21 protein-coding genes and 2 pseudogenes are annotated in these 26,896 nt (G+C 64.6%); 3 read left to right on the top strand and 20 right to left on the bottom strand.

Features of this window, described 5'->3' with window-relative positions; all coding sequences use genetic code 11:
- From ACE3O8_RS05965 to groES, 3 genes and pseudogenes are all read right to left on the bottom strand, one after another.
- Positions 1-296: pseudogene (locus ACE3O8_RS05965) on the bottom strand (S9 family peptidase); the annotation flags it as partial.
- 200 nt (positions 297-496) lie between these two features.
- Positions 497-2,140, bottom strand: coding sequence for a chaperonin GroEL (gene groL / locus ACE3O8_RS05960; protein ID WP_374387791.1), 1,644 nt, complete (start codon positions 2,138-2,140; stop codon positions 497-499).
- 69 nt (positions 2,141-2,209) lie between these two features.
- The gene (gene groES, locus ACE3O8_RS05955; protein ID WP_374387795.1) at positions 2,210-2,497 is read right to left on the bottom strand and encodes a co-chaperone GroES; all 288 of its coding nucleotides are present in this window, start codon (positions 2,495-2,497) and stop codon (positions 2,210-2,212) included.
- 258 nt (positions 2,498-2,755) lie between these two features.
- Between groES and ACE3O8_RS05950 the strand changes: the two genes are divergently transcribed.
- Together ACE3O8_RS05950 and ACE3O8_RS05945 are read left to right on the top strand one after the other, a co-directional pair.
- Entirely contained in the window at positions 2,756-4,747 is a 1,992-nt protein-coding gene (locus ACE3O8_RS05950; RefSeq protein WP_374387789.1) for an alpha/beta hydrolase family protein, read from the top strand.
- A gap of 13 nt (positions 4,748-4,760) precedes the next feature.
- A pseudogene (locus tag ACE3O8_RS05945) lies at positions 4,761-6,620 on the top strand (prolyl oligopeptidase family serine peptidase); the annotation flags it as partial.
- Positions 6,621-6,685: 65 nt separating this feature from the next.
- Here the strand turns inward: ACE3O8_RS05945 and ACE3O8_RS05940 are convergent.
- The 13 genes from ACE3O8_RS05940 to ACE3O8_RS05880 all read right to left on the bottom strand — a co-directional run bounded on the left by ACE3O8_RS05940 (position 6,686) and on the right by ACE3O8_RS05880 (position 20,990).
- Positions 6,686-7,582, bottom strand: coding sequence for an SDR family oxidoreductase (locus ACE3O8_RS05940; protein WP_374387787.1), 897 nt, complete (start codon positions 7,580-7,582; stop codon positions 6,686-6,688).
- Positions 7,583-7,652: 70 nt separating this feature from the next.
- Complete coding sequence (gene phoB, locus ACE3O8_RS05935) at positions 7,653-8,360, bottom strand: phosphate regulon transcriptional regulator PhoB (protein ID WP_374387784.1); 708 nt, start codon at positions 8,358-8,360, stop codon at positions 7,653-7,655.
- 56 nt (positions 8,361-8,416) lie between these two features.
- Positions 8,417-9,130 (bottom strand): phosphate signaling complex protein PhoU, encoded by a 714-nt coding sequence (gene phoU, locus ACE3O8_RS05930; RefSeq protein ID WP_374387782.1) that lies wholly within the window; start codon positions 9,128-9,130, stop codon positions 8,417-8,419.
- An 11-nt stretch (positions 9,131-9,141) separates the two neighbouring features.
- Complete coding sequence (gene pstB, locus ACE3O8_RS05925; RefSeq protein WP_374387793.1) at positions 9,142-9,888, bottom strand: phosphate ABC transporter ATP-binding protein PstB; 747 nt, start codon at positions 9,886-9,888, stop codon at positions 9,142-9,144.
- A 56-nt stretch (positions 9,889-9,944) separates the two neighbouring features.
- Complete coding sequence (gene pstA / locus ACE3O8_RS05920) at positions 9,945-11,243, bottom strand: phosphate ABC transporter permease PstA (RefSeq protein WP_374387780.1); 1,299 nt, start codon at positions 11,241-11,243, stop codon at positions 9,945-9,947.
- On the bottom strand, positions 11,236-12,630 hold the full coding sequence (gene pstC, locus ACE3O8_RS05915; RefSeq protein WP_374387778.1) for a phosphate ABC transporter permease subunit PstC: 1,395 nt from the start codon (positions 12,628-12,630) through the stop codon (positions 11,236-11,238). The genes pstA and pstC overlap by 8 nt, the downstream gene beginning before the upstream one ends.
- Positions 12,627-13,685: a substrate-binding domain-containing protein gene (locus ACE3O8_RS05910; RefSeq protein WP_374387776.1), complete on the bottom strand. Its 1,059-nt coding sequence runs from the start codon at positions 13,683-13,685 to the stop codon at positions 12,627-12,629. Before ACE3O8_RS05910 ends, pstC begins: the two co-directional genes overlap by 4 nt.
- A 75-nt stretch (positions 13,686-13,760) precedes the next feature.
- Positions 13,761-15,071, bottom strand: coding sequence for a sensor histidine kinase (locus tag ACE3O8_RS05905; protein ID WP_374387774.1), 1,311 nt, complete (start codon positions 15,069-15,071; stop codon positions 13,761-13,763).
- Positions 15,072-15,132: 61 nt separating this feature from the next.
- The gene (locus ACE3O8_RS05900) at positions 15,133-15,933 is read right to left on the bottom strand and encodes an SDR family NAD(P)-dependent oxidoreductase (RefSeq protein WP_374387772.1); all 801 of its coding nucleotides are present in this window, start codon (positions 15,931-15,933) and stop codon (positions 15,133-15,135) included.
- Between the two features lie 12 nt (positions 15,934-15,945).
- Positions 15,946-16,635, bottom strand: coding sequence for an NnrU family protein (locus ACE3O8_RS05895; RefSeq protein ID WP_374387770.1), 690 nt, complete (start codon positions 16,633-16,635; stop codon positions 15,946-15,948).
- Positions 16,636-16,711: 76 nt separating this feature from the next.
- A complete protein-coding gene (locus ACE3O8_RS05890; RefSeq protein WP_374387768.1) occupies positions 16,712-18,022 on the bottom strand; it encodes an amidohydrolase family protein in 1,311 nt (436 codons plus the stop codon).
- Complete coding sequence (locus tag ACE3O8_RS05885; RefSeq protein WP_374387766.1) at positions 18,019-19,413, bottom strand: amidohydrolase; 1,395 nt, start codon at positions 19,411-19,413, stop codon at positions 18,019-18,021. Before ACE3O8_RS05885 ends, ACE3O8_RS05890 begins: the two co-directional genes overlap by 4 nt.
- Entirely contained in the window at positions 19,413-20,990 is a 1,578-nt protein-coding gene (locus ACE3O8_RS05880; RefSeq protein ID WP_374387764.1) for a peptide MFS transporter, read from the bottom strand. Before ACE3O8_RS05880 ends, ACE3O8_RS05885 begins: the two co-directional genes overlap by 1 nt.
- A gap of 203 nt (positions 20,991-21,193) precedes the next feature.
- Here ACE3O8_RS05880 and ACE3O8_RS05875 point away from each other — a divergent pair, with 203 nt between their 5' ends.
- Positions 21,194-22,057 carry an AAA family ATPase gene (locus ACE3O8_RS05875; protein ID WP_374387762.1) on the top strand — a complete coding sequence of 288 codons (864 nt, stop codon included), beginning with the start codon at positions 21,194-21,196 and terminating at the stop codon, positions 22,055-22,057.
- Positions 22,058-22,289: 232 nt separating this feature from the next.
- On the opposite strand, the gene ACE3O8_RS05870 is transcribed toward ACE3O8_RS05875, so the two are convergent.
- From ACE3O8_RS05870 to ACE3O8_RS05855, 4 genes are all read right to left on the bottom strand, one after another.
- Positions 22,290-23,963 (bottom strand): UvrD-helicase domain-containing protein, encoded by a 1,674-nt coding sequence (locus tag ACE3O8_RS05870; RefSeq protein ID WP_374387760.1) that lies wholly within the window; start codon positions 23,961-23,963, stop codon positions 22,290-22,292.
- Positions 23,960-25,960, bottom strand: coding sequence for an AAA family ATPase (locus tag ACE3O8_RS05865; protein WP_374387758.1), 2,001 nt, complete (start codon positions 25,958-25,960; stop codon positions 23,960-23,962). The genes ACE3O8_RS05870 and ACE3O8_RS05865 overlap by 4 nt, the downstream gene beginning before the upstream one ends.
- A 3-nt stretch (positions 25,961-25,963) precedes the next feature.
- Complete coding sequence (locus ACE3O8_RS05860; RefSeq protein ID WP_374387755.1) at positions 25,964-26,398, bottom strand: hypothetical protein; 435 nt, start codon at positions 26,396-26,398, stop codon at positions 25,964-25,966.
- 74 nt (positions 26,399-26,472) lie between these two features.
- Positions 26,473-26,805, bottom strand: a complete 333-nt coding sequence (locus ACE3O8_RS05855; protein ID WP_374387753.1) for a HigA family addiction module antitoxin — start codon at positions 26,803-26,805, stop codon at positions 26,473-26,475.
- Positions 26,806-26,896: the final 91 nt, after the last annotated feature.

The raw sequence follows: 26,896 nt of genomic DNA, 5'->3' as shown, positions 1-26,896 counted from the left end.
CTGTCGGGCGCCCAGAAATGCTGGCGGATCGGCCGCTTCGTTTCCGCAGTCAGCGCGCGGGCCCTGGAAAGATCGCCGGCCGGCGCGACCCAGATATTCAGCACGCCGTTGTTCGGGGCCAGCCAGCTCACCCATTTGCCATCGGGGGAGAATCGCCCCTGGGCCTTCGTCGGGTTGCCGAACAGCTTTGTCCGTTCGATGAGGGGGGCGTCGGTCATCGCAGCTCCTTGTGCAAAGGCAGGCATGGCGGTCGCGCACAGCAGCGCGGCGAGCCCAACCTTGATGGCGGTCGTCATCGGTTTGTCTCCCTGGTTGTCAGCAGGCCGGTTCCCCTCAGCCCCGGCTGGCCGTGCCCGCAGACTAGGCAAGCGGAACCGCCCGGACAAGTGGGCGATGCAAACGGGGGGAAGCTGTCAGCGCGCGGTGTGGTCAGGCCAAAAAAGAAAGGGCGGAGGTTTCCCTCCGCCCTTCCCTGTTCGATGGCCGGATGCCGGACTTAGAAGTCCATGCCGCCCATGCCACCCATGCCGCCCGGCATGCCGCCGGCAGCCGGCTTGTCGTCCGGCAGTTCGGCGATGGTGGCTTCGGTCGTGATCAGCAGGCCGGCGACAGAGGCCGCATCCTGCAGAGCCGTGCGGACCACCTTGGTCGGGTCCACGACGCCGGCGGCGACGAGGTTTTCATACACGTCGGTCGCGGCGTTGAAGCCGAAGGTGGTTTCCTTCTGCTCCAGCAGCTTGCCGGCAACCACCGCGCCGTCGTGGCCGGCGTTGGCGGCGATCTGGCGAACCGGGGCCTGCAGCGCGCGACGGATGATGTCGATGCCGCGGGTCTGGTCGTCGTTGATGCCCTTCAGGCCGTCCAGCGAACGGGTGGCATAGAGCAGCGCGGTGCCGCCGCCGGGCAGAATGCCTTCTTCCACGGCGGCGCGGGTGGCGTGCAGGGCATCGTCAACCCGGTCCTTGCGCTCCTTCACTTCCACTTCCGTCGCGCCGCCGACCTTGATCACGGCCACGCCGCCGGCCAGCTTCGCCAGCCGCTCCTGCAGCTTCTCGCGGTCATAGTCGGAGGTGGTCGTCTCGATCTGCGCGCGGATCTGCTCGACACGGCCCTTGATCGCGTCCGCCGAACCGGCGCCGTCCACGATCGTGGTGTTGTCCTTGTCGATCGTGACCTTCTTGGCCTGACCCAGCATCGGCAGGGAGACGTTCTCCAGCTTGATGCCCAGGTCTTCGCTGATCATCTCGCCCGCGGTCAGCGTGGCGATGTCTTCCAGCATGGCCTTCCGGCGATCACCGAAGCCCGGCGCCTTCACGGCAGCCACCTTCAGGCCGCCGCGCAGCTTGTTCACCACCAGGGTGGCCAGCGCTTCGCCTTCGACGTCTTCGGCGATGATCAGCAGCGGACGGCCCGACTGCACCACCGCTTCCAGAACCGGCAGCAGCGCCTGCAGGTTGGACAGCTTCTTTTCGTGGATCAGGATGTAGGGGTTGTCGAGCTCGACCTGCATCTTTTCCGCGTTGGTGATGAAGTAGGGGGAGAGGTAGCCGCGGTCGAACTGCATGCCCTCGACAACGTCGAGTTCGAAGTCGAGGCCCTTGGCCTCTTCCACGGTGATCACGCCTTCCTTGCCGACCTTTTCCATGGCTTCGGCGATCTTTTCGCCGACTTCCTTGTCGCCATTGGCCGAAATGATGCCGACCTGGGCGATTTCCGCCGAGTTGGCGACCGGCTTGGAGCGGCCCTTCAGGTCTTCCACGATCTTCACGACGGCGAGGTCGATGCCGCGCTTCAGGTCCATCGGGTTCATGCCGGCCGCAACCGACTTCAGGCCTTCGCGCACGATCGCCTGCGTCAGCACTGTGGCCGTCGTGGTGCCGTCACCGGCCAGGTCGTTCGTCTTGGAGGCGACTTCGCGCACCATCTGCGCGCCGATGTTCTGATACTTGTCCTTGAGCTCGATTTCCTTGGCGACGGTGACGCCGTCCTTGGTGATGCGCGGGGCGCCGAAGCTCTTCTCGATCACGACGTTGCGGCCCTTCGGCCCCAGCGTCACCTTCACTGCGTCGGCGAGGATGTCCACGCCCTGCAGAATCCGTTCACGGGCGTCGCGCCCGAACTTCACGTCCTTGGCTGCCATAATCTGAATCCTTCCAAAAATCCGTCACCCCGGACCTGATCCGGGGTCCAGCTAAACCTGAAAAGCGCCTCAGCCGATGATGCCGAGAATGTCGCTTTCCTTCATGATGATGAGGTCCTTGCCGTTCAGCTTCACTTCCGTGCCGGACCATTTGCCGAACAGGATCTTGTCGCCGGCCTTCACGTCCAGCGGGATGCGGTCGCCGTCTTCATCCTTGGTGCCCAGGCCCACGGCGATCACTTCGCCTTCCTGCGGCTTTTCCTTGGCGGTGTCGGGGATGATGATGCCGCCGGCCGTCTTTTCCTCGGCCTCGATGCGGCGAACCAGCACGCGGTCGTGCAGCGGGGTGAAATCCACCATGTCGGTCCCTCTTTTTGCCTGTACTTCGTGTCGAAGTCGCTTGCGTTGAAACTCGGACAGGCGCCTCAGCCCCCGCCCGCGTTTAGCACTCACCCAACGGGAGTGCTAACGCAGCGCCAGATATGGTCGCCCCCCTGCCCGGTCAAGGGCGCGGCAACCATGAATTTTCGATGACCGTCGCGGCCAGCAGGCGCTGCCCCCACTTGCCATTTCCGCAACTCCCGCCACACTCCCTGCCAGTTGCGTTGAGGGAGAATGGGTTTCGTGCGTTTCATGTCTGTTGCCGCGCTTTGCACCACAGCGCTTGTATCGTTCGCCACCACCACCGCCAGCGCCCAGGATGCGCAGGATCTGGCCCGAAAGTTCGGCGCCCGCCCCGGCGTGGAGGATGCAGCCCTATCCCCTGATGGCCAGCGCATCGCCTATCTGTCCCCGGCCAAGGGGCAAGGCGCAGTCGTGCAGGCCGTCGATCTGGTCGAAGGCGCGGCCCCGAAACCGGTCTTTGCCGTCGATGGAAATCCGCAGCGCCTGTCGTGGTGCATCTGGGTCACCGCCGAACGCCTCGTCTGCGACGTCTGGGGCACCATCTTCGATGGGGAGGATCCACAGAATTTCAGCCGGACGGTGTCCTTCAACCGGGATGGCACCAACCCGCGCCTGCTCAGCGCCCGCAACACCAATTCCAGCTGGTGGCGCGTGTTTGGCGGCGGCGGCATCGTCGATTGGCTCCCCACACAGGAAAATGCCGTTCTCATGGCGCGGATCATCGTCCCGGATGACCGGATGACCGCCATTACCAGCCAAAACGAAGCCGGCCTCGCGCTGGAGCGGATCGACACCGCCACCCTGAAGACAGTCACGCTGGAAAAGCCGCTCCGCGGCGCCAGCGAATATATTACCGATGGGCACGGCACCCTGCGCATCCGCGGCATCCGTCAGTATAAGGGAGACGGCTACAGCACCGGCATCACCCTCTATCAATATCGCCTTGCCGGCAGCAACGAATGGCGCCGCCTGTCCCAACGCGACAGCGCCACGGACGAAGGCTTTGATCCCTATGCCGTCGATCGCGAACAGAACATCGCCTACGGCTTCGACAAATATCAGGGCCGTCAGGCGCTCTTCAAGGTCGCGCTCGATGGCTCCGAAGCCAAAACCCTCGTCCTCGCCCGCAAGGATGTCGATGTCGACGGCCTCGTCCGCATCGGCCGTCATCAGCGCGTCGTCGGCGCGGCCTACACGACAGACAGGCGCACGAAGGAATATTTCGATCCGACCATTTCAAAGCTGCACGCCAGCCTGTCCAAGGCCCTGCCGGACAAGGGCCTTCTCGGCATCGTCGATTCCTCGGTGGATGAACAACGGCTGCTGATCATCGCCAGCTCGGATAATCACCCCGGCACCTATTATCTGTTCGATCGCACCGCCAAAAGCCTCAGCCCGGTCCTCACTGTCCGCCCCCAGCTCGAAGGCATGACGCTCGCGGAAATGAAGCCGATCGAATATCCGGCGGCAGACGGCACGATGATCCCCGGCTACCTCACCCTGCCCCCGGGCAAGGATCCGAAGAACCTCCCGGCCATCGTCCTCCCGCATGGCGGCCCGTCGGCCCGCGATGACTGGGGCTTCGATTGGCTCAGCCAGTTCTACGCCGCCATGGGCTACGCCGTGCTGCAGCCCAACTTCCGCGGCTCGGCCGGCTATGGAGACGCCTGGTTGCAGACGAACGGCTTCCAATCGTGGAAAACCGCCATCGGCGACGTCTCCGATGCCGGCCGCTGGCTGGTGAAGCAGGGCATCGCCGATCCGAAGAAACTGGGCATCGTCGGCTGGTCCTACGGCGGATATGCCGCGCTGCAATCGGCCGTCGTCGACCCTGCGCTGTTCCGGGCCGTGGTCGCGATCGCCCCTGTCACCGATCTCACCAAGCTGAAGGATCAGTACCGCCACACATCCGCCCGCACCACGGCCTTCGATTTCATCGGCGCCGGCCCGCACATCACGGAAGGCTCGCCCGCCCAGCGCGCGGCCGAGATCAAGGTGCCCGTCATGCTGTTCCACGGCGCGCTCGACGTGAATGTCGACATCGCCCACTCAAAGCTGATGGCGGACAAGCTGAAGGCCGCCGGCGCCACCCCGCGCCTCGTCACCTGGGACAATCTCGACCATTATCTGATCGACAGCGAGGCCCGCACGAAAATGCTGTTCGAAAGCGAAGCCTTCCTTCGCCAGTCGTTCGGCAACTGATCGGGTCTTTCGAATGCGCAACGCCCTCGTCGCAGCCGCCACGCTTCTGGGCGGCATCCTTTCCCCGTCATTGCTGCACGCACAGGACGCGCAGGATCTCGCCCGCCGCTTCGGCGCCCGCCCGGCCGTCGAGGACGTGTCCCTGTCACCCGACGGGAGCCGGCTGGCCTTCCTCGCGCCGTCCGGCGGTCAGGGCGCCGTCATGCAGAGCGTCGAACTGGCGGGTGACGGAACCGCCCGGCCCGTCTATATGGCAGCCGGCAATCCCGAGCGGCTCGGCAACTGCGAATGGGTCACGTCGGACCGGCTGATCTGCCTCATCTGGGGCGTCGTCTCCAGCATGGAAGGCCCCGTCGAAACCGCCCGGCTCGTCGCGGTCAACCGCGATGGCGGCAACCCCAGGACATTGTTCGGCGGCAGCGTCATCGACTGGCAGGGCGGCGAAAAGCCCGAGGTGCTGATGGGCGGAAGCGGTGTGATCCGCCTCGACACGTCGACGCTCAGATACGCCCCTGTGGAAAATCCTTTCAGGAACGCCGCAGATTTCATCACCGATGGCCATGGCACGGTTCGCGTGCGGGGCACCTATGATGTGGGCGGAGACGGCTATCTGAACGATCTCGTCCACTATTTCTATCGCCGCCCCGGCAACAAGGAATGGTTCCGGCTCTCCCGGCGCGACACCGCGAACAACAGCGGATTCGTGCCGATCGCAGTCGACCGTGACAAGAATGTCGCCTATGGATTCGACAAATATCAGGGCCGGCAGGCGCTGTTCACTATGGCGCTGGACGGGACCGACACAACGAACCTCGTGCTCGCCGACAAACAGGTGGATATCGAAGGCATTGTCCGCTTCGGCCGCCACCGCAGGGTGATCGGTGCCTCCTACGTCACCGACAAGCGCCACATGATCTATTTCGACCCGGACATCACCCGCCTGAAGGAATCACTGAAAAAGGCGCTGCCGGACAAATCGATCATCTACATACTCGACGCTTCGAAGGACGAGCAGAAGCTTCTGATCTACGCCAGCAACGACGATGACCCCGGCGCCTATTATCTGCTGGACCGGCAGACGAGGAACATGCGCCCTCTGCTGACAGTTCGGCCGCAGCTCGAAGGCCTCAAGCTCGCACAGATGAAGCCCATCACCTATCCGGCGGCGGACGGCACGATGATCCCCGGCTATCTCACCCTGCCGCCGGGCAAGGACCCACGGAACCTCCCCGCGATCGTGCTGCCCCATGGTGGCCCCTCCGCACGCGACGAATGGGGTTTCGACTGGCTCAGCCAGTTCTATGCCGCCATGGGCTATGCCGTGCTGCAACCCAACTTCCGTGGCTCCACCGGCTATGGCGACGCCTGGCTGCAAAAGAATGGCTTCCAGTCGTGGAAAGTCGCGGTGGGCGACGTCACCGATGCCGGCCGCTGGCTGGTGAAAGAAGGCATCGCCGACCCGAACAGGCTCGGCATCGTGGGCTGGTCATTCGGCGGGTATGCCGCGCTGCTGTCGGGCGTGGTCGATCCGGCGCTGTACAAGGCCGTGGTCGCGATCGCCCCCGTCACCGATCTCACCAAGTACAAGGATCAATACCGCAGGACGACAGCGCGCACCGTCGCATTCGACTTCATCGGCGCGGGGCCCCACATCCGCGAAGGATCCCCCGCCCAGCGAGCGGCCGAGATCAAGGTGCCCGTCATGCTGTTACACGGCGCGCAGGACGTGAACGTCGATATCGCCCACTCAAAACTGATGGCCGAAAAGCTGAAAGCAGCCGGCGCCACCCCGCGTCTCGTCACATGGGACAAGCTCGACCATTACCTGATCGACAGCGAGGCCCGCACAAAGCTTCTCCTCGAAAGCGAAGCCTTCCTTCGCCTGTCGTTCGGCGGGTATGCGGCCCGGGCCGGTGCCTTGGCACCGGCCCGGATCGCTCAGCGTCCGCCGCCCAGCGCCATCGCGCCCTGGCCGCCGCCCGTATCGGGCACCACTTCGCCCGTGCGGTCGCGGATTTCCGCAATGCGCTCGGCCACCGTCTCCGGCGTCATCGCGTCGGCCCCCACATGGATGCCGCGCGTCAGCGTCACATTCGCGGATTCGAACCCGCCGGCCCCGGCGTTCAGGATCACGTTGGTCGGCGCATCCTCGCTCACCAGATAGACCGAGGCCGGGCTCACCGTCTCAGGCCCCATCTTCGCCAGCATCTCCGGCGGCATCAGGTCTTCGGTCATCCGCGTCGCCGCCAGCGGGGCAACCGTGTTCACCTTCACATTGTACTTGGCGCCTTCCAGCGCCAGCGTCTTCATCAGGCCCACCAGGCCCAGCTTCGCCGCGCCATAGTTCGCCTGCCCGAAATTGCCGTACAGCCCGGTGGAGCTCGTCGTCATCAGGATGCGGCCATAGGCCTGCTCGCGCATCAGATCCCACACCGCCTTGGTGCAGATCACGCTGCCCATCAGATGGACTTCCAGCACCATGCGGAAATCGTCCAGCGTCATCTTGGTGAAGGTCTTGTCGCGCAGGATGCCGGCGTTGTTGATCAGGATGTCGATCCGCCCCCACTTCGCCTTCACCTCTTCCACCATGGCGAAGATGGCGTCCGCGTCGGTAACGCTCGCCCCGTTGGCCATCGCCTCGCCGCCGGCGGCCACGATCTCGTCCACCACGGCCTGCGCTGCCGAAACGCTGCTGCCCGAACCGTCGCGCGCGCCGCCAAGGTCGTTCACCACCACCTTCGCGCCCCGCGCGGCCAGATCCAGCGCATAGCGGCGGCCCAGGCCGTTGCCCGCGCCCGTCACGATGGCGACACGGTTGTCGAAGCGAATGGTCATCCGGAGCTCCCTTGCTGCAATTGCACAGGCCGCTCTCTAGAAGCCCGGCAACCCGCTTGGGAAGCCCCGTTCAGCTCGCCATTTTGAGGGAGGCGTCGGAATCCAGCGCATAGCCGGCCGACCGCACCGTGCGGATCAGATCCGGCAGACCGTCGCCGTTGATCGCCTTGCGCAGGCGGCGGATATGCACGTCCACCGTGCGCTGCTCAACATAGACGTCGCGGCCCCACACCGCGTCCAGCAGCTGCTCGCGGCTGAACACCCGGCCCGGATGCTCCAGGAAATGGCGCAGCAGGCGGAACTCCGTCGGCCCCAGCTGCACCGCCTGCCCGTCGCGCGTCACCTTGTGTGCGCTCGTGTCCATCGCGATGCCGGCATATTCCAGATGCCCGCCAGACAATGCCGGCCGCAGCCGCCGCAGCAGCGCGCGCACCCGCGCCACCAGCTCGCGCGGGCTGAAGGGCTTGGTCACATAGTCGTCCGCGCCCGTCTCCAGCCCCCGCACCCGGTCGCTTTCCTCGGCCCGCGCCGTCAGCATGATGATGGGCAGCCCCGATGTTTCCGGCGCCCGGCGCAGACGGCGGCACACCTCGATCCCGGACAGATTGGCGATCATCCAGTCCAGCACCACGATGTCCGGCCGTTCCTCCTCGGCCAGCACCAGCGCTTCCTCGCCGTCGGGGGTCGACACGACATCGAACCCCTCCTTGTCCAGGTTATAGCGGATCAGCTCCACCAGGTTGACGTCGTCCTCGACCAGCAGGATCTTCGGGCGCATCTCATATCTCTCCTGTGGCCCGCACAATGCAGGCGCCGGGTTCACGCGTCGGGTCGTCAGTCGGTCAGATCAGGGGCTGCGATCGTCGCCGTGTTGTCCGTCTTGGGCCGGTCGCCCAGCTGCTGCCCCGTCACCGAAAAATACACCATCTCGGCCAGGTTGGTCGCATGGTCGCCGATCCGCTCCAGGTTCTTGGCGATGAACAGCAGGTGCGTGGCCGGCGTGATGTGATGGGGGTTCTCCATCATGTAGGTCAGCAGAGACCGGAACAGCGAATTGTAGAAATCATCCACCTGCTGGTCGCGCGCGGCCACTGCCCGCGCCAGATCCGGGTCGCGATCGACATAACAGTCCAGCGCGTCGCGGATCATGCTGGCCGCGGCCCGCGCCATTTCGGGGATGATCACGCCCGGCCCGATCGGCGCCGCCTGCGTCAGCACCGGAACCCGCTTGGCGATGTTCTTCGCATAATCGCCGATACGCTCCAGCATGGCGGAAATCTTCAGCGCCGCCACGATCTCGCGCAGGTCGTCCGCCAGCGGGGCGCGCAGCGCGATCATGGAAATCGCCAGCTGCTCCGCTTCGGATTCCAGCGCGTCGATCTCCACATCCTTCGCCACCACCTTCAGGGCGGCGTCGGCGTCGCGGCGCAGCAGCGCATTCACCGCATCGGTCGTCTGCGCTTCGGCAAGCCCGCCCATCTGCCCGATCAGCGAGCGAAGCTGGTGAATCTCGTCGTCGAAGGATTTCACCGTATGTGCGCGATCCATAATCCGTCTCCTCAGCCGTAGCGGCCGGTAATGTAGTCCTTGGTGCGGGTTTCCTTCGGATTGGTGAAGATTTCCCGCGTATCGCCATATTCCACCATCGTCCCCAGGTGGAAAAAGGCGGTCTTCTGGCTGACGCGCGCGGCCTGCTGCATGTTGTGCGTCACGATCACGATGGCATAGCGGCCGCGCAGTTCGTCGATCAGTTCCTCGATCTTGGCCGTGGCGATCGGGTCCAGCGCAGAGGCCGGCTCGTCCATCAGGATCACTTCCGGGTTCACCGCGATGGCGCGGGCAATGCACAGGCGCTGCTGCTGCCCGCCCGAAAGCGCGGTGCCGGAATCGGCCAGCCGGTCCTTCACCTCGTCCCACAGGCCGGCCCGCCGCAGCGACTTTTCCACGATCACGTCCATGTCGGCACGGCTGCGCGCCAGCCCGTGAATGCGCGGCCCATAGGCCACATTCTCGTAGATGCTCTTGGGGAAGGGATTGGGTTTCTGGAACACCATCCCCACCCGCGCGCGCAGCTGCACCACGTCCATGCCGGAGGAATAGATATCCTCGCCGTCCAGCCGGATGTCGCCCATCACCTTCGCGCCGGCAACGGTGTCGTTCATCCGGTTCAGGCAGCGCAGGAAGGTCGATTTCCCGCAGCCCGACGGCCCGATGAAGGCGGTCACATCCTCGCGCGTGACGTCGATGGAGACGCCCTTGATCGCTTCGAACTCGCCATAGAAGACGCGCACGTCGCGCGCCGTCATCTTCAGCGATTTTTCCGCCGCCGGCGCAGTCGCCGCGGCAGCCAGGCTCAGATCGTTCACCAGCGCACCTCGAAACGGTTTCTCAGATAGATGGCAAGGCTGTTGATCAGCAGAAGGAACAGCAGCAGCACGATGATCGCACCACTCGTCTTCTCCACAAAGCCCCGGCTCACATTGTCAGACCAGATGAAGATCTGCACCGGCAGCGCTGTCGCGGGCTGGGTGAAGCCCTGCGGCACCGATGTCAGGAAGGCGCGCATGCCGATCATCAGCAGCGGCGCGGTTTCGCCCAGCGCCCGCGCCATGCCCAGGATCGTGCCCGTCAGCATGCCCGGCAGCGCCAGCGGCAACACATGGTGGAACACCACCTGAACGCGCGACGCCCCCACCCCAAGCGCCGCGTCGCGGATCGAAGGCGGCACCGCCTTGATCGCCGCGCGGCTGGCGATCACGATCACCGGCAGCGTCATCAGCGCCAGCGTCAGGCCGCCCACGATGGGGGCCGATCGCGGCATGTTCATGGTGTTCAGGAACACCGCCAGCCCCAGAAGGCCGAAAATGATCGAGGGCACGGCGGCCAGATTGTTGATCGACACCTCGATGATGTCGGTCCAGCGGTTCTTGGGCGCGAACTCCTCGAGATAGATCGCCGCCAGCACGCCCACCGGGAAGCTGATCAGCAGCGTGACGATCAGCGTCAGGAAGCTGCCCTTCAGCGCCCCCCACACGCCCGCCAGTTCCGGATCCACCGAATCCGCGCCGGTCAGGAAGGTGGTGTTCAGCACGGTTCGGATGCCGCCCTTGGCCTCCAGCCGCTTCCACGCCGCGATTTCCGCGTCGGTCACGGGCCGGTCGCCTTCGTCCGCGCCCAGATCGATCCGCCCCTTGGCCAGCTGGTCCAGGTTCGATGTCGCGATCACCCACATCGGCACGGTTCGCCCGATGAGGCCGGGGTCGGCCTCGACCGCCTTGCGCAGCGCCAGCCAGGCGCCATCCGACACGATCTCCACCTCGTCGCCATGGGCCTTCGCCACGCTGTCCGCCAGGACACCCTGGAAGTTCGCGCGGCGCAGCAGCGCCGGGTTCGCCTTCGCCTGGGCCGCCGTCACGCCCAGCCGCGCCGGGTCCAGCACCACGGGCACCGAAACCTCGGCCTGCAGGAAACTTGTCCAGCCGCTGGAAACGATGCTCGCCATCAGGAACACCAGGAATCCGGCGGCCAGCGCCAGCGCGCCCATCCCCGTCAGCTTGAACAGCCGTTCCTGGCGATAGCGGCGGCGGATCCGCGCCTGCATCTGCGGCGAGGCCCAGGCCGTCGGCGTCACGGCGGCCGGTGCGGTCGAACGATCAGTCATAAGCTTCCCGATACTTCTTCACCACGGCCAGCGCGTAGATGTTGAGCGCGAGCGTCACCAGGAACAGCACCAGCCCCAGCGCAAAGGCGGACAGCGTCTTGGCGCTGTCGAACTCCTGATCGCCCGTCAGCAGCGCCACGATCTGCGCCGTCACCGTCGTCACGCTGTGGAAGGGATTGGCGGTCAGGTTGGCGGCAAGGCCGGCGGCCATCACCACGATCATGGTTTCCCCGATGGCGCGTGAAACCGCCAGCAGCACGCCGCCGACGATACCCGGCAGCGCCGCCGGGATCAGCACCTTGCGGATGGTTTCGGATGGCGTGGCGCCCATCGCCAGGCTGCCGTCGCGCATCGCGCGCGGCACCGCAGTCAGCGCGTCATCCGCCATGGACGACACGAACGGGATGATCATCACGCCCATCACCAGGCCGGCGGCCAGCGCGCTTTCCGAACTCGCGTCGGAAATGCCCATGGAAACGGCGAAACTGCGCACCGCCGGCGCCACCGTCAGCGCGGCGAAGAAGCCGTAAACCACGGTCGGCACACCGGCCAGAACCTCCAGCATGGGCTTTGCCCAGCGCCGGAACCCGGGGGCGGCATATTGCGTCAGGTAGATCGCCGTCATCAGCCCCAGCGGGATGGCAACCACCATGGCGATGATCGCCCCGATGAACACCGTGCCCCAGAACAGCGGCACCGCGCCAAAGGCACCGGAAGACCCCACCTGATCGGCGCGGATCGCCGTCTGCGGCGACCATTTGGTGCCGAACAGGAATTCCACCGGGCTCACCAGCTGGAAGAACCTGAAGCTCTCGAACACCAGGCTCGCGACGATGCCGAAGGTCGTCAGGATGGCGACAAGGGATGCCACCACCAGCAGCCCCATCGTCAGCCGCTCCACCCGTGTGCGTGCCCGGAAATCCGCGCGCAGCCGGGAAAGCCCCCACATGGCGCCCGCAGCGCCCAGCGCCAGCGCGCCAAGCCCGAACACCAGCCCGTATCGCAGCGACGCCGCCTTCCACACGGCCGCAGCAGCCTCTGCATGCGGGTTGAAGGCCGCGGCATAGCTGCCGCTTACCAGCCCGCGCACCTCCGACAGGAACGCCGCCTGCTCAAGATCGCTCGATCCCACGGCACCCGCCGGCAGGCTCGCCAGCACCTCGCGCGAAACGAGGCCCGGCCCCATCACGCCCCACACCGCCAGCAGCAGCAGCGCCGGCAGCAACGCCAGGATCGCCACGAAGGCCGCATGATAACCGGGGCGCGAATGCACCGCCCCCACTTCGGCGCTGCGGCTGGCCACGAAGCCAACCCCGCGCCGCCAGCCCAGCCACCAGGCAAAGCCGCCCAGCGCCAGCACCAGCAGAAGGCCAAGGCCCGGCGTCATTCCAGATCACCTTTCGTCAGCGGGGTCAGCGCAGCCGCCCGCGCCCGGTTTTCCGCCCGGACATCGTCGGGCGCCGGCACCAGCCCGCGCCGCTGCAGATAGCCGCCCGGCCCCCAGGCGCGCTCGCTCGTATATTCGTCGAGGAACTCGCGCAGGCCGCGGATGGCCTTCACATGCTGCGCCTTCACATAGATGAACAGCGGCCGCGACGCCGGATAGCTGAAATCGGAAATCGTCTCATAGGTCGCCGTCACCCCGTCGATCGGCACGTCGCGGATCGTGTCCAGGTTCCGCTCGAGGAAGCTGAAGCCCAGCACGCCGATCGCCGTCGGGTTGGCGCCCAGCTTCTGCACGATCAGATTGTCGTTCTCGCCCGCCTCCACAAAGGCGCCATCCTCGCGGATCTTGTTGCAGACCTCCTTGTGGCGGTCTTCGTCCGACTTCTTCAAGGCCTTCATCGCCGGGTCGGTGTCGCACCCGGCCGCCATGTACAGCTCGTTGAAGGCGTCCCGCGTGCCCGATGTCGGCGGCGGCCCCACCACTTCGATGCGCACGTCCGGCAGGGCCGGATTCACATCCTTCCAGGTTCGCGCCGTCTGCTTCTTCCCGAACGGCTCTGCAGCAAGCGCGGCATAGACATCGCGCAGGCCAAGCTGCAGCGTCACGCCCTTCTTGCCCTGCACCAGCACGACGCCGTCGATGCCCACCTTCACCTCGACGATGTCGGTCGCCCCGTTCTTGCGGCAATCCTCCAGTTCGGACGGCTTCATCCGGCGCGAGGCGTTCGCCACATCCGGAAAGCGCGATCCCACGCCCTGGCAGAACAGCTTGATCCCGCCCCCGGTGCCGGTCGCCTCCACGATAGGCGCCAGATATTCCGGGTTGTTGCGGCTGAAATTCTCCGCGACCGCCGTCGTGAACGGAAACACCGTGGACGACCCCACGATCCGGATCTGCGTCCGCGAATCACTGCAGGATGCCAGCAGCCCCACGGCCGCGATCCCCAATGTGACAGGCCGTATGATCTTCACGAAGCCCAAGGAAAATCCAAACATTCCGAAGCAGTTGTCTGTAACGGCCCGGGATTCGCCCATGGCCCTGCCCCGCTCTCTAGAGCCGGACGATGGGGCTTATGTGACAGCAGCGTTGCGGTTTTGTGACGGCGCCCCGGAATCGCCCCCGGCCTCCGCGTCGGCGGGCCTGGCGGGCAGCAGCACGGGCAGCAGGAAGGACACCGTCGTTCCCTCCCCCTGACGGCTCGCAATCTCCAGCCGGCCCCGGTGCCGTTCCACGATGTGCTTCACGATCGCCAGCCCAAGGCCGGTGCCCCCCATCGAACGGGACCGGCCCGTATCGATCCGGTAGAAGCGCTCCGTCAGCCTCGGCAGATGCTCGGGCGCGATGCCCTCACCCAGATCGGCCACGGTCACCCGCACCATTTCCTCGCGTCCCGAATGGTCGCGCACCGCAGATACGGTGACCGGGGTGCCGGAATGTCCATATTTGAGCGCATTCGACACCAGATTGTGCAGCACCTGCAGGATCTGGTCCCTGTCCGCCACCACGGGCGGCAGATCCGGCTCCACCTCCAGCACCAGCTTGCGGCCATCCGCCTCCAGCCGCATCGCCAGCGTCTTGCCCACGTCCTGCAGCAGCGGCGGCAGCTCAAGGAAGGTCTGCGGCCGCACATATTTGTCCAGCTCGATCCGCGACAGCGACAGCAGGTCGTCAATCAGCCGGCTCATCCGCGCCGCCTCGCGGCTCATGATGTCCAGGAACCGCCGCCGCGCCGGCTCATCCTCTGCCGCCGGCCCCAGCAACGTTTCGATGAAGCCCGAGATATTGGCCAGCGGCGTCCGCAGTTCGTGGCTGGCGTTCGCCACGAAATCCACCCGCATCCGCTCCGTCAGCCGCGCCTGCGTCACATCGGTGAAGGTCAGCAGCAGCCGACCGCCGTCCGGATCCAGTGCCACCACCCGCACCCGGAAGGCCCCGTCCTGCGCGCCCAGCGTCGTCACGTCCCGCTCCAGCGGCGATTGCCCGGAAAGCCCGCTGCGCACGGCTTCCACCACCACCGGGTGCCGCAGGGTCTGCCGCAGGTCGCCGCCCACGATCCGGCGGCCGAACAGGCCCAGCGCCCCTTCGTTCGCCGCCAGCACGCGCCAGCCATCCGAAACCACCACCGCCGGATCGGCCAGCGCGGAAATGCCGATCCGGTCGCCCGCCTCGGGTCGCACCTGTGTCCCGGCCCAGTGCTTCAGCGGCAAGCTGTCCTCGTCCTTCATCGGGGGCGCCTGCACCGCCCGATAGACCAGGAAGATGACAAGTCCGATAACGGGCACGAACAGAGCAGGCGAAAGGCCCGCGCGATCGGCCAGCGCGCCCGCCAGCACCCCCAGCGCAACCACAGCGCCCGACAGCAGCAACCGAAGCGAGTTCATCCCCCGCTGCTGCCACAATTGCCGGAAAAACACACGCGCCGTCTCCGGGCCGGCCGACCCCTCAGCCGCGCTTCAGTTTCGCGACAACGCCTTCGCCCATCTGCCCCATCAGGTCGAACAGGGCGTCGGGATTCTGCCGCTTCAGATCCAGCAGCGCCATTTCCGGCCCCTGCCCGCCCACGGGGATTTCCCGCAGGCCGCCGGCGAAGCCGTCCAGGATGATCGCGGCCGCCTCGTCCGATGAAATGCCCGCATCCACATCATCCTCGCCTTCGCCCTTGGGCGTGCCGTCCGCCGTCAGCGCCCGCGCGCCGATCTCCGTTCGCACGAAGCCGGGCACGATGGTCGTCACCCGGATGCCCCGGCCGCCCACCTCGGTCCGCAGCGCGTCGAAAAAACCCATCACCGCGTGCTTGGCCGCGCAATAGCCGGTGCGCTGCGGCGATCCCACCTTTCCGGCCACGCTCGCCACGGCCGCCACATGCCCGCTGCCGCGCGCCAGCATCTGCGGCAGAACCAGTTTCGTCAGATGCACCGGCGCGAAGAAATCCACCTCCATGATGGTGCGATACACGGCAAAGGCGGTGTCCTCGGCCAGGCTGCGCTGGGAAATGCCCGCGTTGTTGATCAGGATGTCCACCGGCCCTGCCGTCTCCACCACCTGCGGAAGCGCGTCATGGTTGGTCGCCTCGAACGGCAGGATCTCGTGGCTCGGAACCCCCGCCGCCACGGCCGTCAGCGCATCCCGGTTGCGGCCCGACAGGATCACTGTCGTCCCTTTCGCGCCGAACGCGCGGGCCAGCCCTGCGCCGATCCCGGATGACGCGCCCGTGATCCACACTCTCTGCCCGGCATAGCTCATTGCAGTGCTCCCCTATTGCATGGCGCCCCAGGGCGGCACGGCGGGCGCGCCCAGCAGCATCGGATGAACGAAAGTGATCAGCGCCCACAGGCCCACGCCCAGCAGCACCGGCACGGCGCCCGGCCAGATGGCAGACCAGGGCTGCCAGCCGGCAACCTGCGCGCCCAGCGGAAAGAAGCTTGTCCTTGCCTCGTACTGCACCCAGGTTTCGCCCAGCTGCCGCCGCTTGCGCCCGTCCTGGTGGGCGGCTCCCGCCAGCGCCAGCACGCCGATCCCGATCGACAGGATCACCGTGGGCAGGCTGCCCGACAGGGTGGCATGCACGAAGGCCCAGATCGCGAAGCTCCACATCATCGGATGGCGGGTGATGCGCATCACGCCGGATGGCCCGGCCGCCGTCACCGGCACCCCCGCCAGCGCCTTATTCGCCGGGGTCAGCGATCCCACGAACAGGATGGAAGCCGCCAGCATCAGCGCCGACGACGGCAGCCAGGCCCAGTGCGGCGCCAACCAGATGATCTCGGGCGGAAGATCGCGATAGATCCAGATGGCCCCGCCCAGAAGCAGCAGGGAAATCAGGGAATAGACCCCCTGGAACCCCTTCTCGCCCATGGCGCCCGCTAGGCTTGCCCGAACCGGCGTCGCCGCCAGCAGGATATGGGTGGCGACAAACGCCACCAGCAGCAGCACGAACATCGTCATCCCGGCATCTCCTCCCCGCCCTGCGCCACATCGTCCGGTGGCGTCAGGGTGATACCTGAATGAAGGCCTCAGCGCCTCAGCGGCGATAGGCCTCCGGCATTTGCGTGCGGTCCCGCCCCGGCAGATAGCGCCGCGCAAGCTGCGTCTGCCGGCTTTCCAGGTTCTGCGGAACACCGCGAATGAACAGCTGCTCCGTCTGTGTGGAAAGCTCCAGCGGATCGCCGGACCAGATCACCACGTCGGCGCGCGCACCGGGCTTCAGCACCCCGTGCCCCGCCAGACCGAATATTTCGGCAGGCGCGCGCGTGATGCTGGCAAAGGCCTGATCCCAGCTCAGCCCTGCGGCGCCCGGCAGCTTCGCCTGCGCCACCATGTTGCCGGCATAGTGCGGCAGGTTGCGCGGCTGGAACGAGGCGTCGAGATCGGGCGTTCCCAGCGCCACCTTCACGCCCGCCGCCACCATGCGGCCCACATTGGACATCGTCGCCGACAGATATTCGAAATTCTCCGGCCGGTTCTGCATGCCCAGCGTGATGACGGGCACGCCGGCGCGGGCGATCTCGTCCGCCACCCGCCAGCCTTCGTTGGCGGACACCAGCACCAGCTTCAGGCCCGCATACATCGTGGGCAGCTTCAGCACCTGCCGGATGTCGGACGCGCGATCCACGCGGATCAGCAGGGGCTGTGCGCCGCGCAGCACCAGCGTCAGGGCTTCCGCATCCTCCGGCGTCAGCCGCGGATCCTGCGACTGGTCGCGATCCCCGCTGCGCCCGCGCATGGAGCGCTGCGCTTCCTCAAGCGCATTCGTCAGCTCGTTCCAGGCCGCAGGGCGCGAACCGCCCGCCAGCTCTGCCCCGCGCTCGCCATAGGTCACATACTGGAACGCGCGCGACCTCAGCGGGGCCGTCGTTCCGTCCGCCAGGCTCAGCACGAACCCCTGCCCTGCGAACAGCGTCCGCCCGGGGGCCGGGCCCACGATCGCGGTCGTCACGCCTTCCTGCCGGGTCACCGGGATCGATGTTTCGTCCGGGTTCAGCGCCACGTCCAGCATCAGCGCCGCCGTCCCCGGCGACCGCCGGGCCGATTGATCGTTGCTGCTGTCGTTCCCGGCGATTTCAGACGTCCCCATCTGGCTGATCCCGGCGATCACGCCCGGCGTCACCCATTTGCCCGTGGCATCCACCTGCCGGTAACCGGCGGGCACGGAAACGCCCGGCGCCACGGACACGACGACCCCGTCGTTCAACAGCAGCGTGCCGCCATCGATCGGCGCGCCATTGTTCGTCACGATGCGGCCACCGGTGATCGCAATGCGGGTCTGTTCAGTATTTTGCGCAATCGCCGGCACGGACGCCGCGATCAGCAGTGCTGCGATGAGTGTCTTCATTTGCGGTCTCCCGCGCCCGGATGGCCCAGTTCGAAGTCGCTAACCGGCCGCCTGTTCGGGTCGTTCGTGTCGTACATCAGCGCTCCGTCGATCCACACCTTTTCCGGCCGGGAGTAAACCGACAGCGGATTGCCGTTCCACAGCACCACGTCGGCCTGCTTGCCCGGCTCCAGGCTGCCCACCTTGTCGGCGATGCCCAGGGCCTTCGCCGGGTTGATCGCGATCCAGGTCCAGGCCTCCTCATCCTTGATCTGCAGGCCCCATTTGCGGCCGTCGGAAAGGGCCTTCGCCGTTTCCTGGTTCAGCCGCTGGATGCCGTCCGCGTCGTCGGAATGGGTGATGGCGCAGCCGCCGGACGCGTGCATGAAGGGCAGGTTTTCCTCGATCCCGTCATAGCTTTCCAGCTTGAACCCCCACCAGTCCGCCCACATCGCCGCGCAGATGCCGTTCTCGCGCAGCAGGTCGGCGATCTTGTAGCCCTCCACCGCATGGTGGAACGTCGTCACCTTGTAGCCGAACTCCTTCGACAGCTGGATGATGTTCGCCATCTCGTCCGCGCGATAGCAGTGGTTCTGCACCAGGATCTTCCCGTCCAGCACGCCGGACAGCGTTTCCATCTGCAGGTCGCGCTTCTGCGGCCCCTTCGCCGCCTTCATCCGCTGCTGGTAATCCCGCGCATTGGCCCATGTCTGGCGCATCATCGCCACATTGCCCATGCGGGTGCCCGGCATCTGGTTGCGGCTGCCATAGACGCGCTTGGGGTTTTCCCCGCAGGCCATCTTCAGGCTCCAGGGCGCTTCCGGCATCATCATGTCCTGCGCGGTGCGGCCATAGACATTCTTCAGAGTCACGCCCCGCCCGCCGAACAGGTTGGCGGATCCGGGCAACACATGCAGCACCGTCACCCCGCCCGCCAGCGCGCGGGAAAAATTCGGATCCTGCGGCCACACCGAATGGATCGCCCACACCTCGGGCCGAACGGGCGACGTCACTTCATTGCCGTCGGAATGGGCGGGCACGCCCGGTGCCGGATAATCCCCCAGGTGGCTGTGGATATCGATGATGCCGGGCGTCACCCATTTGCCCGCGCCGTCGATCACGGTGGCCCCGGCCACATCCACCGTCTGGCCGATCGCGGTCACCTTGCCATTTTCGAACCGCACGGCGCCGCCGTCGATCCGGCCGCCCTTGCCGTCGTAAATGGTCACGTTGGAAACGACGGTCGCGGCCCCCGGCCACGGCCGGTAGGTGGATTTCACCTCGCCCTCGGCCTCCGGGCTTCCGCCCGGCAGCGCCGCAGGCGGCGGCGCGGAAGCCGCCGGCTTCCCGCCACCGGTCGTCGCACATCCCGCCAGCAGCCCTGCCAGCAACCCGATCGCTGCAACCCGCATCAATTCACCTTTCCGGGATGAACCCCGGCCGCCGCCGGTTCCCCAATCTCGCCTTCGCCGGCGATGTCGTCGTCCTTCAGCGTGTCCAGGTGCATCAGCCGCCTGATCAGCGGGCTGACCAGCAGCACCAGAACCCCGGCTCCGATCGCCATCCAGCCAACCTGCGAATAGACAGCCAGTGTCGATTCCGCCGTCGCCGCGCCGTCATGGCCGCCCGTCGCGCTCGCGATCAGCCCGGCGGCGAAATTGCCGGTGGCGGATGCGAAGAACCAGGTGCCCATGATCAGGCTCGCCATATGCGCCGGCGCCAGCCGGTTCATGGCCGACAGCCCCACCGGGGAAAGGCAAAGCTCGCCTGTGGTGTGCAGCAGGTAGATCAGGAAGATGAAGATCACCGGCGTCAGTCCGCCGCCCGCCGATCCCCACACCAGCACCAGGAAGCCCAGCCCCAGCTGCAGCATCGCCAGCCCGAACTTGGCCGGCGCGCTCGGCTCCAGCCCGCGCTTCGCCAGCGCCAGCCACAGGATCGCGAACAGCGGCGCCAGCGTCACGATGTAGATGGAGTTGATCGACTGGAACATCGAGGCCGGCACCTCCCAACCCAGGATGTTCCGGTCCACCGACCGGTCCGTGAACAGGTTCAGCGATGATCCGGCCTGCTCGAACAGCGCCCAGAACAGGATGGAACCCAGGATCAGGAACATCGCGGCAAAGATCCGGTCCCGGTCCTCGCGCGGCAGCTTCACCACCGCCACCCACATCACATAGCCCACCAGAACCGCGCCGGCAGCGCCCAGCAGCGTGCCCACCAGCGCCTGGTTCTGGATCAGCCACCAGCTGATCGCCACGGCCGCCAGCCCGGAAAGGTAAAGCCACCATTCCAGCGGCAGCCCCGCCTTGCGCGCCGCCAAGGCCTGCGGATTGGGCGATTCCCCACGGCCTTCCAGCCAGGGCCTGCCCACCACGAACACGATCAGCCCCAGCAGCATCCCCACGCCGGCCGCGCCGAAGCCATAGGCCCAGCCATAGGTCTGCCCCAGGTATCCGGCAAAGATCGCGCCAAGCGCGGCGCCCAGGTTAATCCCCATGTAGAAGATGGTGTAGGCCGGGTCCCGCCGCGGATCGGTGCGCGAATACAGCTGCCCCACGATCACCGAGATATTGGCCTTCAGGAAGCCCGAGCCGACGATGATGAAGCTCAGCGCCAGCCAGAACACGTTGATCGCCGGCCCGGATTGCCCGCCGTCGCCTTCCACCGCCATCAGCAGGTGCCCGAATGTCAGCAGGATGGCCCCGTACAGCACCGCCTTGCGCTGCCCCAGCCATCGGTCCGCCAGGTAACCGCCGATCACCGGCGTGATATACACCAGCGCCGTATAGGCCCCGTAAACGACGCTCGCCTGCCCATCGGAAAACATCCAGTGCTGGACGAGGTAGAAGATCAGCAGCGCCCGCATCCCGTAATAGGAAAAGCGCTCCCACATCTCGGCGAAAAACAGAACGAACAGGCCGCGCGGATGTCCCAGCCATGTCGGCCGGCCCGCCTCGCCTGCGCTCACCGCAGCCTTGTCGGTCACTCAAATCTCCCTGGCGTGGGGGCGGCGGATTGGGGGGCCCCGGGCTAAAGCCGTGTTGAGGGCCCCCCAGCGCAACCCCACACGCGGCGAACCGCGCCCGCGCCGCGCCTCCCCCCTCCCAATATCTCCATTGGCCCCCTCCCAATATCTCCATTGGCAAATCCCCCCGCCGCACCGCACAAGGGCCGGTGAAAGGAACCCGCATGAGCCAGCCGACCCGTTTCGAGGGCACAGACGCATATGTCGCGACCGATGATCTGAAAGTCGCGGTCAACGCCGCCGCCACGCTGCGCCGCCCGCTGCTGGTGAAGGGCGAGCCCGGCACCGGAAAGACCGTGCTGGCCCACGAAATCGCCAAGGCGCTCAACACCCCCCTGCTCGAATGGCATGTGAAGTCCACCACCAAGGCGCAGCAGGGCCTGTATGAATATGACGCCGTCGCCCGCCTGCGCGACAGCCAGCTGGGCGACCCGCGCGTCGCGGATATCGCCAACTACATCCGCCGCGGCAAACTGTGGGAAGCCTTCACCGCCCCCGAACTCCCTGTCCTCCTCATCGACGAGATCGACAAGGCCGACATCGAATTCCCGAACGACCTGCTTCAGGAACTCGATCGGATGGAGTTCAACGTTTATGAGACCGGCGAAACGGTGAAGGCGAAGCAGCGCCCCATCGTCGTCATCACCTCCAACAACGAGAAGGACCTGCCCGACGCCTTCCTGCGCCGCTGCTTCTTCCACTACATCCGCTTCCCCGATGCCGATACCATGAAGGCCATCATCGATGTCCATTTCCCCGGCATCCAGAAGGCCCTTGTCCGCGAAGCCCTCACCATCTTCTACGACATCCGCGAAGTCCCCGGCCTCAAGAAGAAGCCCAGCACCTCCGAACTGCTCGACTGGCTGAAGCTCCTCCTCCACGAGGATCTCCCCCTCGACATCCTCCAGTCCCGCGACCCGAAGAAACTCATCCCCCCCTTGCACGGCGCCCTCCTCAAGAACGAGCAGGACGTCATGCTCTTCGAACGCCTCGCCTTCATGGCACGGCGCGAAGGCGCAAAAGGCTGAACAATCCACCCCCTCCCCAGCCGGAGGGGGGAGGATTCAGCCGCCATCATCTGAGATCAGGCCGTTTTTCCGGCCCCATGGTACCCCCGGCCGGACTCGAACCGGCAAGCCTTTCGGCACGCGATTTTGAGTCCGATAGCGGCTAACCCAAGATACTGGATTTTATGCGTTTTTCAAGTATTTTTGCGCTAGTGTGCTAATCTCTGTGCTAATGCAGCCTTCCAGCGGGGGGCTATATAGCCACGCTGGCCGCTCCGAACAGCTCCTCCATTCTGGAGCGGTTCCCGTCCCCCACGTGGGCCACAATCAAAGTGTCCTTTGCCCGGGAGCAGCACACGTAAAAAAGGTTACGGGTGCGAGTAAGCCTGTTTACGTTCCCTTCCTGATCTGCCAGCAGGTTTCCGAACGAATACTGGTTCCAGTTGGCACCCGCGTCGTCGAGGATGACTAAGACATTTTCAAACTCATCGCCCTTCACACCGTGCTTGGTGCTGTAAGGAAGGTGGCTTTCGGACACCGCCCGATAGGTGCTGATTTCCCGAAATGGAAGCGTCAGCAGGGTCTCCATGAAGGTCTGATATCGCTCTTCAGAGCTCCCCGCTTCGGCGTCGGGGTAGTTCTCTGCTAGGGCGTCCGTGAGGTCGTCGAGGATGACCAACAAGCCGGAAGCCTGGATGTGACGCAGCACATCGCCGATGGTGCCCGTCTCTGCCAGCCCGGCCAGAGTGTCCAAGGCTGCTTTCGTTTTGGCCTTTTCGTCGGCTGAGGCGAGCGTCGTGCCAGACCGCTTTAGAATGCCGATGGTCGCGCCGGTCTTCCCGTCCCGCCATTGCTCCACGGCGGCCGTGACCGTTTCGCTGAGAAACTTGGCGATAGGGTCATCGCCAGATTGGAAGTCGTCCTTCGCGAAGCTGCTGCGCGCGTTGTACGCCGACCAGAGGCCCTCGTAGCCAGCCTTCCGGGCAATCAGACGGTGGGTGAGAAACAAAACTTTCAGTTCCTTGCCAGATAGGTCGATGCCAAAGGCGTCGCGTGCCTTCGTCAGCGCAGCGTCCGTGATGTCGGCGGCTGGGTCCAATCCGGCGAGGTTCACATAGACCGCACGTCCATCGAGGTTTTCCCCCGCTGGCCCCTGTTTGATGTCGGTGCGCACCTTGTTCAGCACTTCAATCACTGCCTTTGAGCAGCGATAGTTTTCTTCTTTCTGGATGATTTCGAGCTGTGCTTGCTGGTCCGCTGCAAGCTCCCCCACCCCGCCAGGGTAGATGCTCTGAACCTTATCGCCGAAGAACCCGATGACTGGCTGGGGGGTAGCTTTGTGAAGATAGTCGATTAGGATTTCGATCACTGCGGGATCGGTGTCCTGATATTCGTCGACGAGGATGAATGGGTATCGGGCGGCGACCAGACGTGCAAGCATGGGATGCGAGCGGAACATTACGTGCGCCACGCCCAAAAGGTCATCGTGATAGATGCGACCCTCTAGAAAATTTCCACCCCGATCTGAGTAGCTGACGCTAGAGGCGTCCTTCAGAGCTTCCTCAAGCTCGGCCTGATCCTTCTTCCGTCGGCTGTTGGCCGGGAGCTCCGCGTTGAAGGTCAAAAGCGCTGGCTTCAGCTCTTTCTGGAAAGCCTTGATCGCGTCCCATAGGAAGTCATGAATAGTGGAGACCTTGAAAAGCGCGTCGTGATCCGTTCGCTCGATGATCTCGTTCTTGGCGACGTTTGTGAAGGTGATGCAGGCAACGCGCTGCCCCTCCTGCACGCATGATTTTCGATCGGGCCCTCGGATGAAATCGAGTGCCCGGACCAGTGACGATGTCTTACCGGAGCCCGCCCCTGCATCGATAAGGAAGCTTCGGCGCTCCTTCAGGCAGGCTAGGATTTTTTCGTCTGCCTCGGTCATGTGTTGGCCCGCATACCTGCGAGCCAGACCAGACCGTCCTGAATATATTTGGGGGTGTTCCAGCCAGGGTTCGCCAACAGGTCTAGAGCGAAATCAACCTTGCCCAGCTTGCCGCTGAGGTTCCATCCATCAGCAGTCAGACCCGTCGCCACAGACCTCCCGATAGAGCCACCCGTCGCTTCCAAGTTGGTATGATTGGCGGTCAACCAAGCGACGTTCGCATAGATGAAAGCTTCCTCGAAGGAACGGCCACAAAGGCCGCCTTCATCGACTTGAAATGCCACCTGGATTGTCCGTTGCGTTTTCGCCTCGGCATCGCAACCTCGCAGCTCAGCTAGATCAGCCTTTCCGGGAAGCCAATCGCGGAGTGCAACGTTGCTGGTCCCGACACCCTTCGCCACAGGGCACTTCTTGGAATCGGCATCCACTGAGTCGAGATCGGTTACGATGAGCGTTGGGATACCGAGGAAGTCGATCAGCGGCTTGAACTTATGGGCGTAGGCCCCACCGATTTCCGATACGCTGATGTACTGGCTCGTGAAGGATTCGCAGCCATCTAGCTGGGCGCAGGCTTCGATCATCATCGGCATGAGCAGCCGCTCGACCTGGCCCTCGATGAAAATGGCCTTGTCCGCGAAGAAGAGGTCGCAGTGCGTCATGCGGATGTAGCGCCGCAGGAAGGCGATTACGTTGGGGTCGCCCGCCGCCAACGGAAGCTTCGACAGGTCCTTGACGATGACCTCCCGGCCCGCCCGGCGAAAATATCGCACCGGGCCGAACTCCGATTGCGCGATCATGTGAGATGAATGGGTGGAGAGAAGAACTTGAGGCGTTGTGCCTCCGTCTGCTTCCAAAGCCCTCGAAATCTCGCTGATAAAGACCGTCTGCATCTGGGGGTGCAGGTGAGCTTCGGGCTCTTCAATCGCAATGATATGGACGCGAGGCCTCTCGTCCGGGGAGGCTTCAAGGGTGGCCCGGAAGGACTCCAGCTGGAGCACGATGTAGATGAGGTTTTTGTAGCCGAGGCCGTTATACTTCTCGGGTAGCTCGAACTCCTCGATTAAGCCTTCCCGTCCAGTGTGCTGGCTGGCGTAGAAGATCCGCGCATTATCTCGGTAGATCGTCTCAGCGCTCATCTGAGCCCGCACACGAAGGTCGGGCGCGGTCTGACCTTGCGGGTATCCGAAGCTCTGAAGCCGCGTCGTCAGGCGACCGAATGCCGTCCCATACTTCTCAGTGAGATCGGCGGCGCTGTCGGTGAGCGCGTTCTCAATGGCTTGGTAGCCCTCGGCGTCATCGACTTTGTAAAAGCGCGTGTAATGATCGTGCAGGAGCTTGGAGAGTTTCGCCGACCGACTCGTTTCGTCGTCATCGACGTGACGCTGCGCGGGGACCAGATCGACTTTCAACAAGCGCTTCAGAGACGCTCCGTCTTCCAACTGCACGACTTCAGTACCGTCTTCGGAGACCTTTGCGTACGAGCGCTCATAGTGCCGCGCAAATCTATCCTTCAGGAAGTCGCACAGCGTCTGCTCTTGAACAGGCCGGGTCTCAAAATCGTCCACCAACTGCTTTGCGTTTTTGATACTGTAATCGATCCTGATACGAACGCGATTGGCTCCTGCGTTCAGGTCCATCAGGAGGTCTGTTGCTACGATCAGATCGGCCGGGTCATCGGTATATGAGAAAGTCAGATCGAGGCGCATCCGAGGTGACAACCTACGAACGATCTCGGCCTTGGCCGTGCCATCGGCTGCGACGGCAATCAGGGTCTCAATGCGACGAAAATCTCTATGTCGTAGCTGCGATAGATCGTGAAATGACACCTCCGGCGCTTTCGCTCCAGCGGTGCCGAACACCCGAAGCGCATCCATGACGGATGTCTTACCGCTGTTGTTAGGGCCAACTAAGATGGTTGTCGTTTTATCCTGAGCGAGGTCGAGATTCAGGCGACGCAATAGACGGAAGTTTCTGACGTTGATGGTCTCTAGGCGCACTGCTCAGCCCCCGTTGATAGTCCGGTCAATCAGGGACAAATCCCGATTGGTCGGCATGCAGAAAAGGCATTTACCGTCGCTCGCTTCGGCCCAGACCGCGCCTATGTGTCGCTTCGCGGCCTCGCCTTCATATAGGTGACCGCCCTTGTATTCGACCACGAGGATACGACCGTCCTTTAGCAGCGCGACGAAATCTGGATAGAATTTTTCGTGCGGCAGCTGGAGCCAGAAAGACGACTTCTTGCGTTCCACGTTTCTAATCCAGAAGCGCACCGCGTCGCTCCGATCGAGGTGAACTGCGCAATCGAACTCCTCGCCTGACGGCTGCAAATCTCCAACCAACCTAGTGTAATGCTTTTCGAACTTGGTACCGCCTGCATAGGGCTGATTGGGCGCATATGTTTGTTCGTCGAATATGATCGATAAATCCGCGCTCACTGCGAAATCCGCAGCATTGGCCGCAAACAGAGCGTTATACTGCCCTACTTCCCTCTCACCGCGCAGTTGATCGATCAGGCCCGCAATCGCCTTTCGGAGGTCATACTTGTTCCGGGCCAGAACGGCGAGATCGGTCCCGCTGGCGACAAGTGCTTCGATGGCCTTGCTGATGAAGACAATCGCGCTTGGCTTCGTAATGTCCGGATGAGCGTCTCCATCGACAGGCCGAAGGCCTTCTCAATGCGGATCGCCATCTCCGGCGACAGATGCGCGCGCTCGTTGACCAGAGCTGACAGGGCTGGTCTCGTCACCCCGAGAACGACGGCAGCCTCCGTGACCGATAACCCATGCGCTTTGAGGACCTCGTGTTTCACGAAGCCGCCCGGGTGATCTGCAATTTCCATCATAGTTCTGTGCGCCATCACAGCCTCTCGGTCGGGACAAGTTATCGCAGTGAATTACGGTACAGCGTTTGATGTCTTGTGTAAAGACACACTT

Origin of the sequence: Sandaracinobacter sp. (assembly GCF_041909755.1) — a bacterium.
In the GTDB taxonomy this organism is placed as follows: Bacteria; Pseudomonadota; Alphaproteobacteria; order Sphingomonadales; family Sphingomonadaceae; genus Sandaracinobacteroides.
The sequence above is the reverse complement of the archived record's forward strand: the minus strand, read 5'-3'. Positions and strand labels throughout refer to the sequence as shown.

What these genes read in the sequence shown, in the direction of transcription:
- phoU (WP_374387782.1), bottom strand. Translation starts at nt 9,130, where the DNA reads ATGGATCGCGCACATACGGTGAAATCCTTCGACGACGAGATTCACCAG.
- ACE3O8_RS05940 (WP_374387787.1), bottom strand. Translation starts at nt 7,582, where the DNA reads ATGACCATTCGCTTCGACAACCGTGTCGCCATCGTGACGGGCGCGGGC.
- ACE3O8_RS05890 (WP_374387768.1), bottom strand. Translation starts at nt 18,022, where the DNA reads ATGAAGACACTCATCGCAGCACTGCTGATCGCGGCGTCCGTGCCGGCG.
- ACE3O8_RS05885 (WP_374387766.1), bottom strand. Translation starts at nt 19,413, where the DNA reads ATGCGGGTTGCAGCGATCGGGTTGCTGGCAGGGCTGCTGGCGGGATGT.
- phoB (WP_374387784.1), bottom strand. Translation starts at nt 8,360, where the DNA reads ATGCGCCCGAAGATCCTGCTGGTCGAGGACGACGTCAACCTGGTGGAG.
- groL (WP_374387791.1), bottom strand. Translation starts at nt 2,140, where the DNA reads ATGGCAGCCAAGGACGTGAAGTTCGGGCGCGACGCCCGTGAACGGATT.
- ACE3O8_RS05895 (WP_374387770.1), bottom strand. Translation starts at nt 16,635, where the DNA reads ATGACGATGTTCGTGCTGCTGCTGGTGGCGTTTGTCGCCACCCATATC.
- pstA (WP_374387780.1), bottom strand. Translation starts at nt 11,243, where the DNA reads ATGACTGATCGTTCGACCGCACCGGCCGCCGTGACGCCGACGGCCTGG.
- ACE3O8_RS05875 (WP_374387762.1), top strand. Translation starts at nt 21,194, where the DNA reads ATGAGCCAGCCGACCCGTTTCGAGGGCACAGACGCATATGTCGCGACC.
- ACE3O8_RS05870 (WP_374387760.1), bottom strand. Translation starts at nt 23,963, where the DNA reads ATGACCGAGGCAGACGAAAAAATCCTAGCCTGCCTGAAGGAGCGCCGA.
- pstC (WP_374387778.1), bottom strand. Translation starts at nt 12,630, where the DNA reads ATGACGCCGGGCCTTGGCCTTCTGCTGGTGCTGGCGCTGGGCGGCTTT.
- ACE3O8_RS05910 (WP_374387776.1), bottom strand. Translation starts at nt 13,685, where the DNA reads ATGTTTGGATTTTCCTTGGGCTTCGTGAAGATCATACGGCCTGTCACA.
- ACE3O8_RS05950 (WP_374387789.1), top strand. Translation starts at nt 2,756, where the DNA reads ATGGGTTTCGTGCGTTTCATGTCTGTTGCCGCGCTTTGCACCACAGCG.
- ACE3O8_RS05905 (WP_374387774.1), bottom strand. Translation starts at nt 15,071, where the DNA reads ATGAACTCGCTTCGGTTGCTGCTGTCGGGCGCTGTGGTTGCGCTGGGG.
- ACE3O8_RS05855 (WP_374387753.1), bottom strand. Translation starts at nt 26,805, where the DNA reads ATGATGGAAATTGCAGATCACCCGGGCGGCTTCGTGAAACACGAGGTC.
- pstB (WP_374387793.1), bottom strand. Translation starts at nt 9,888, where the DNA reads ATGACGGCGCGCGACGTGCGCGTCTTCTATGGCGAGTTCGAAGCGATC.
- ACE3O8_RS05900 (WP_374387772.1), bottom strand. Translation starts at nt 15,933, where the DNA reads ATGAGCTATGCCGGGCAGAGAGTGTGGATCACGGGCGCGTCATCCGGG.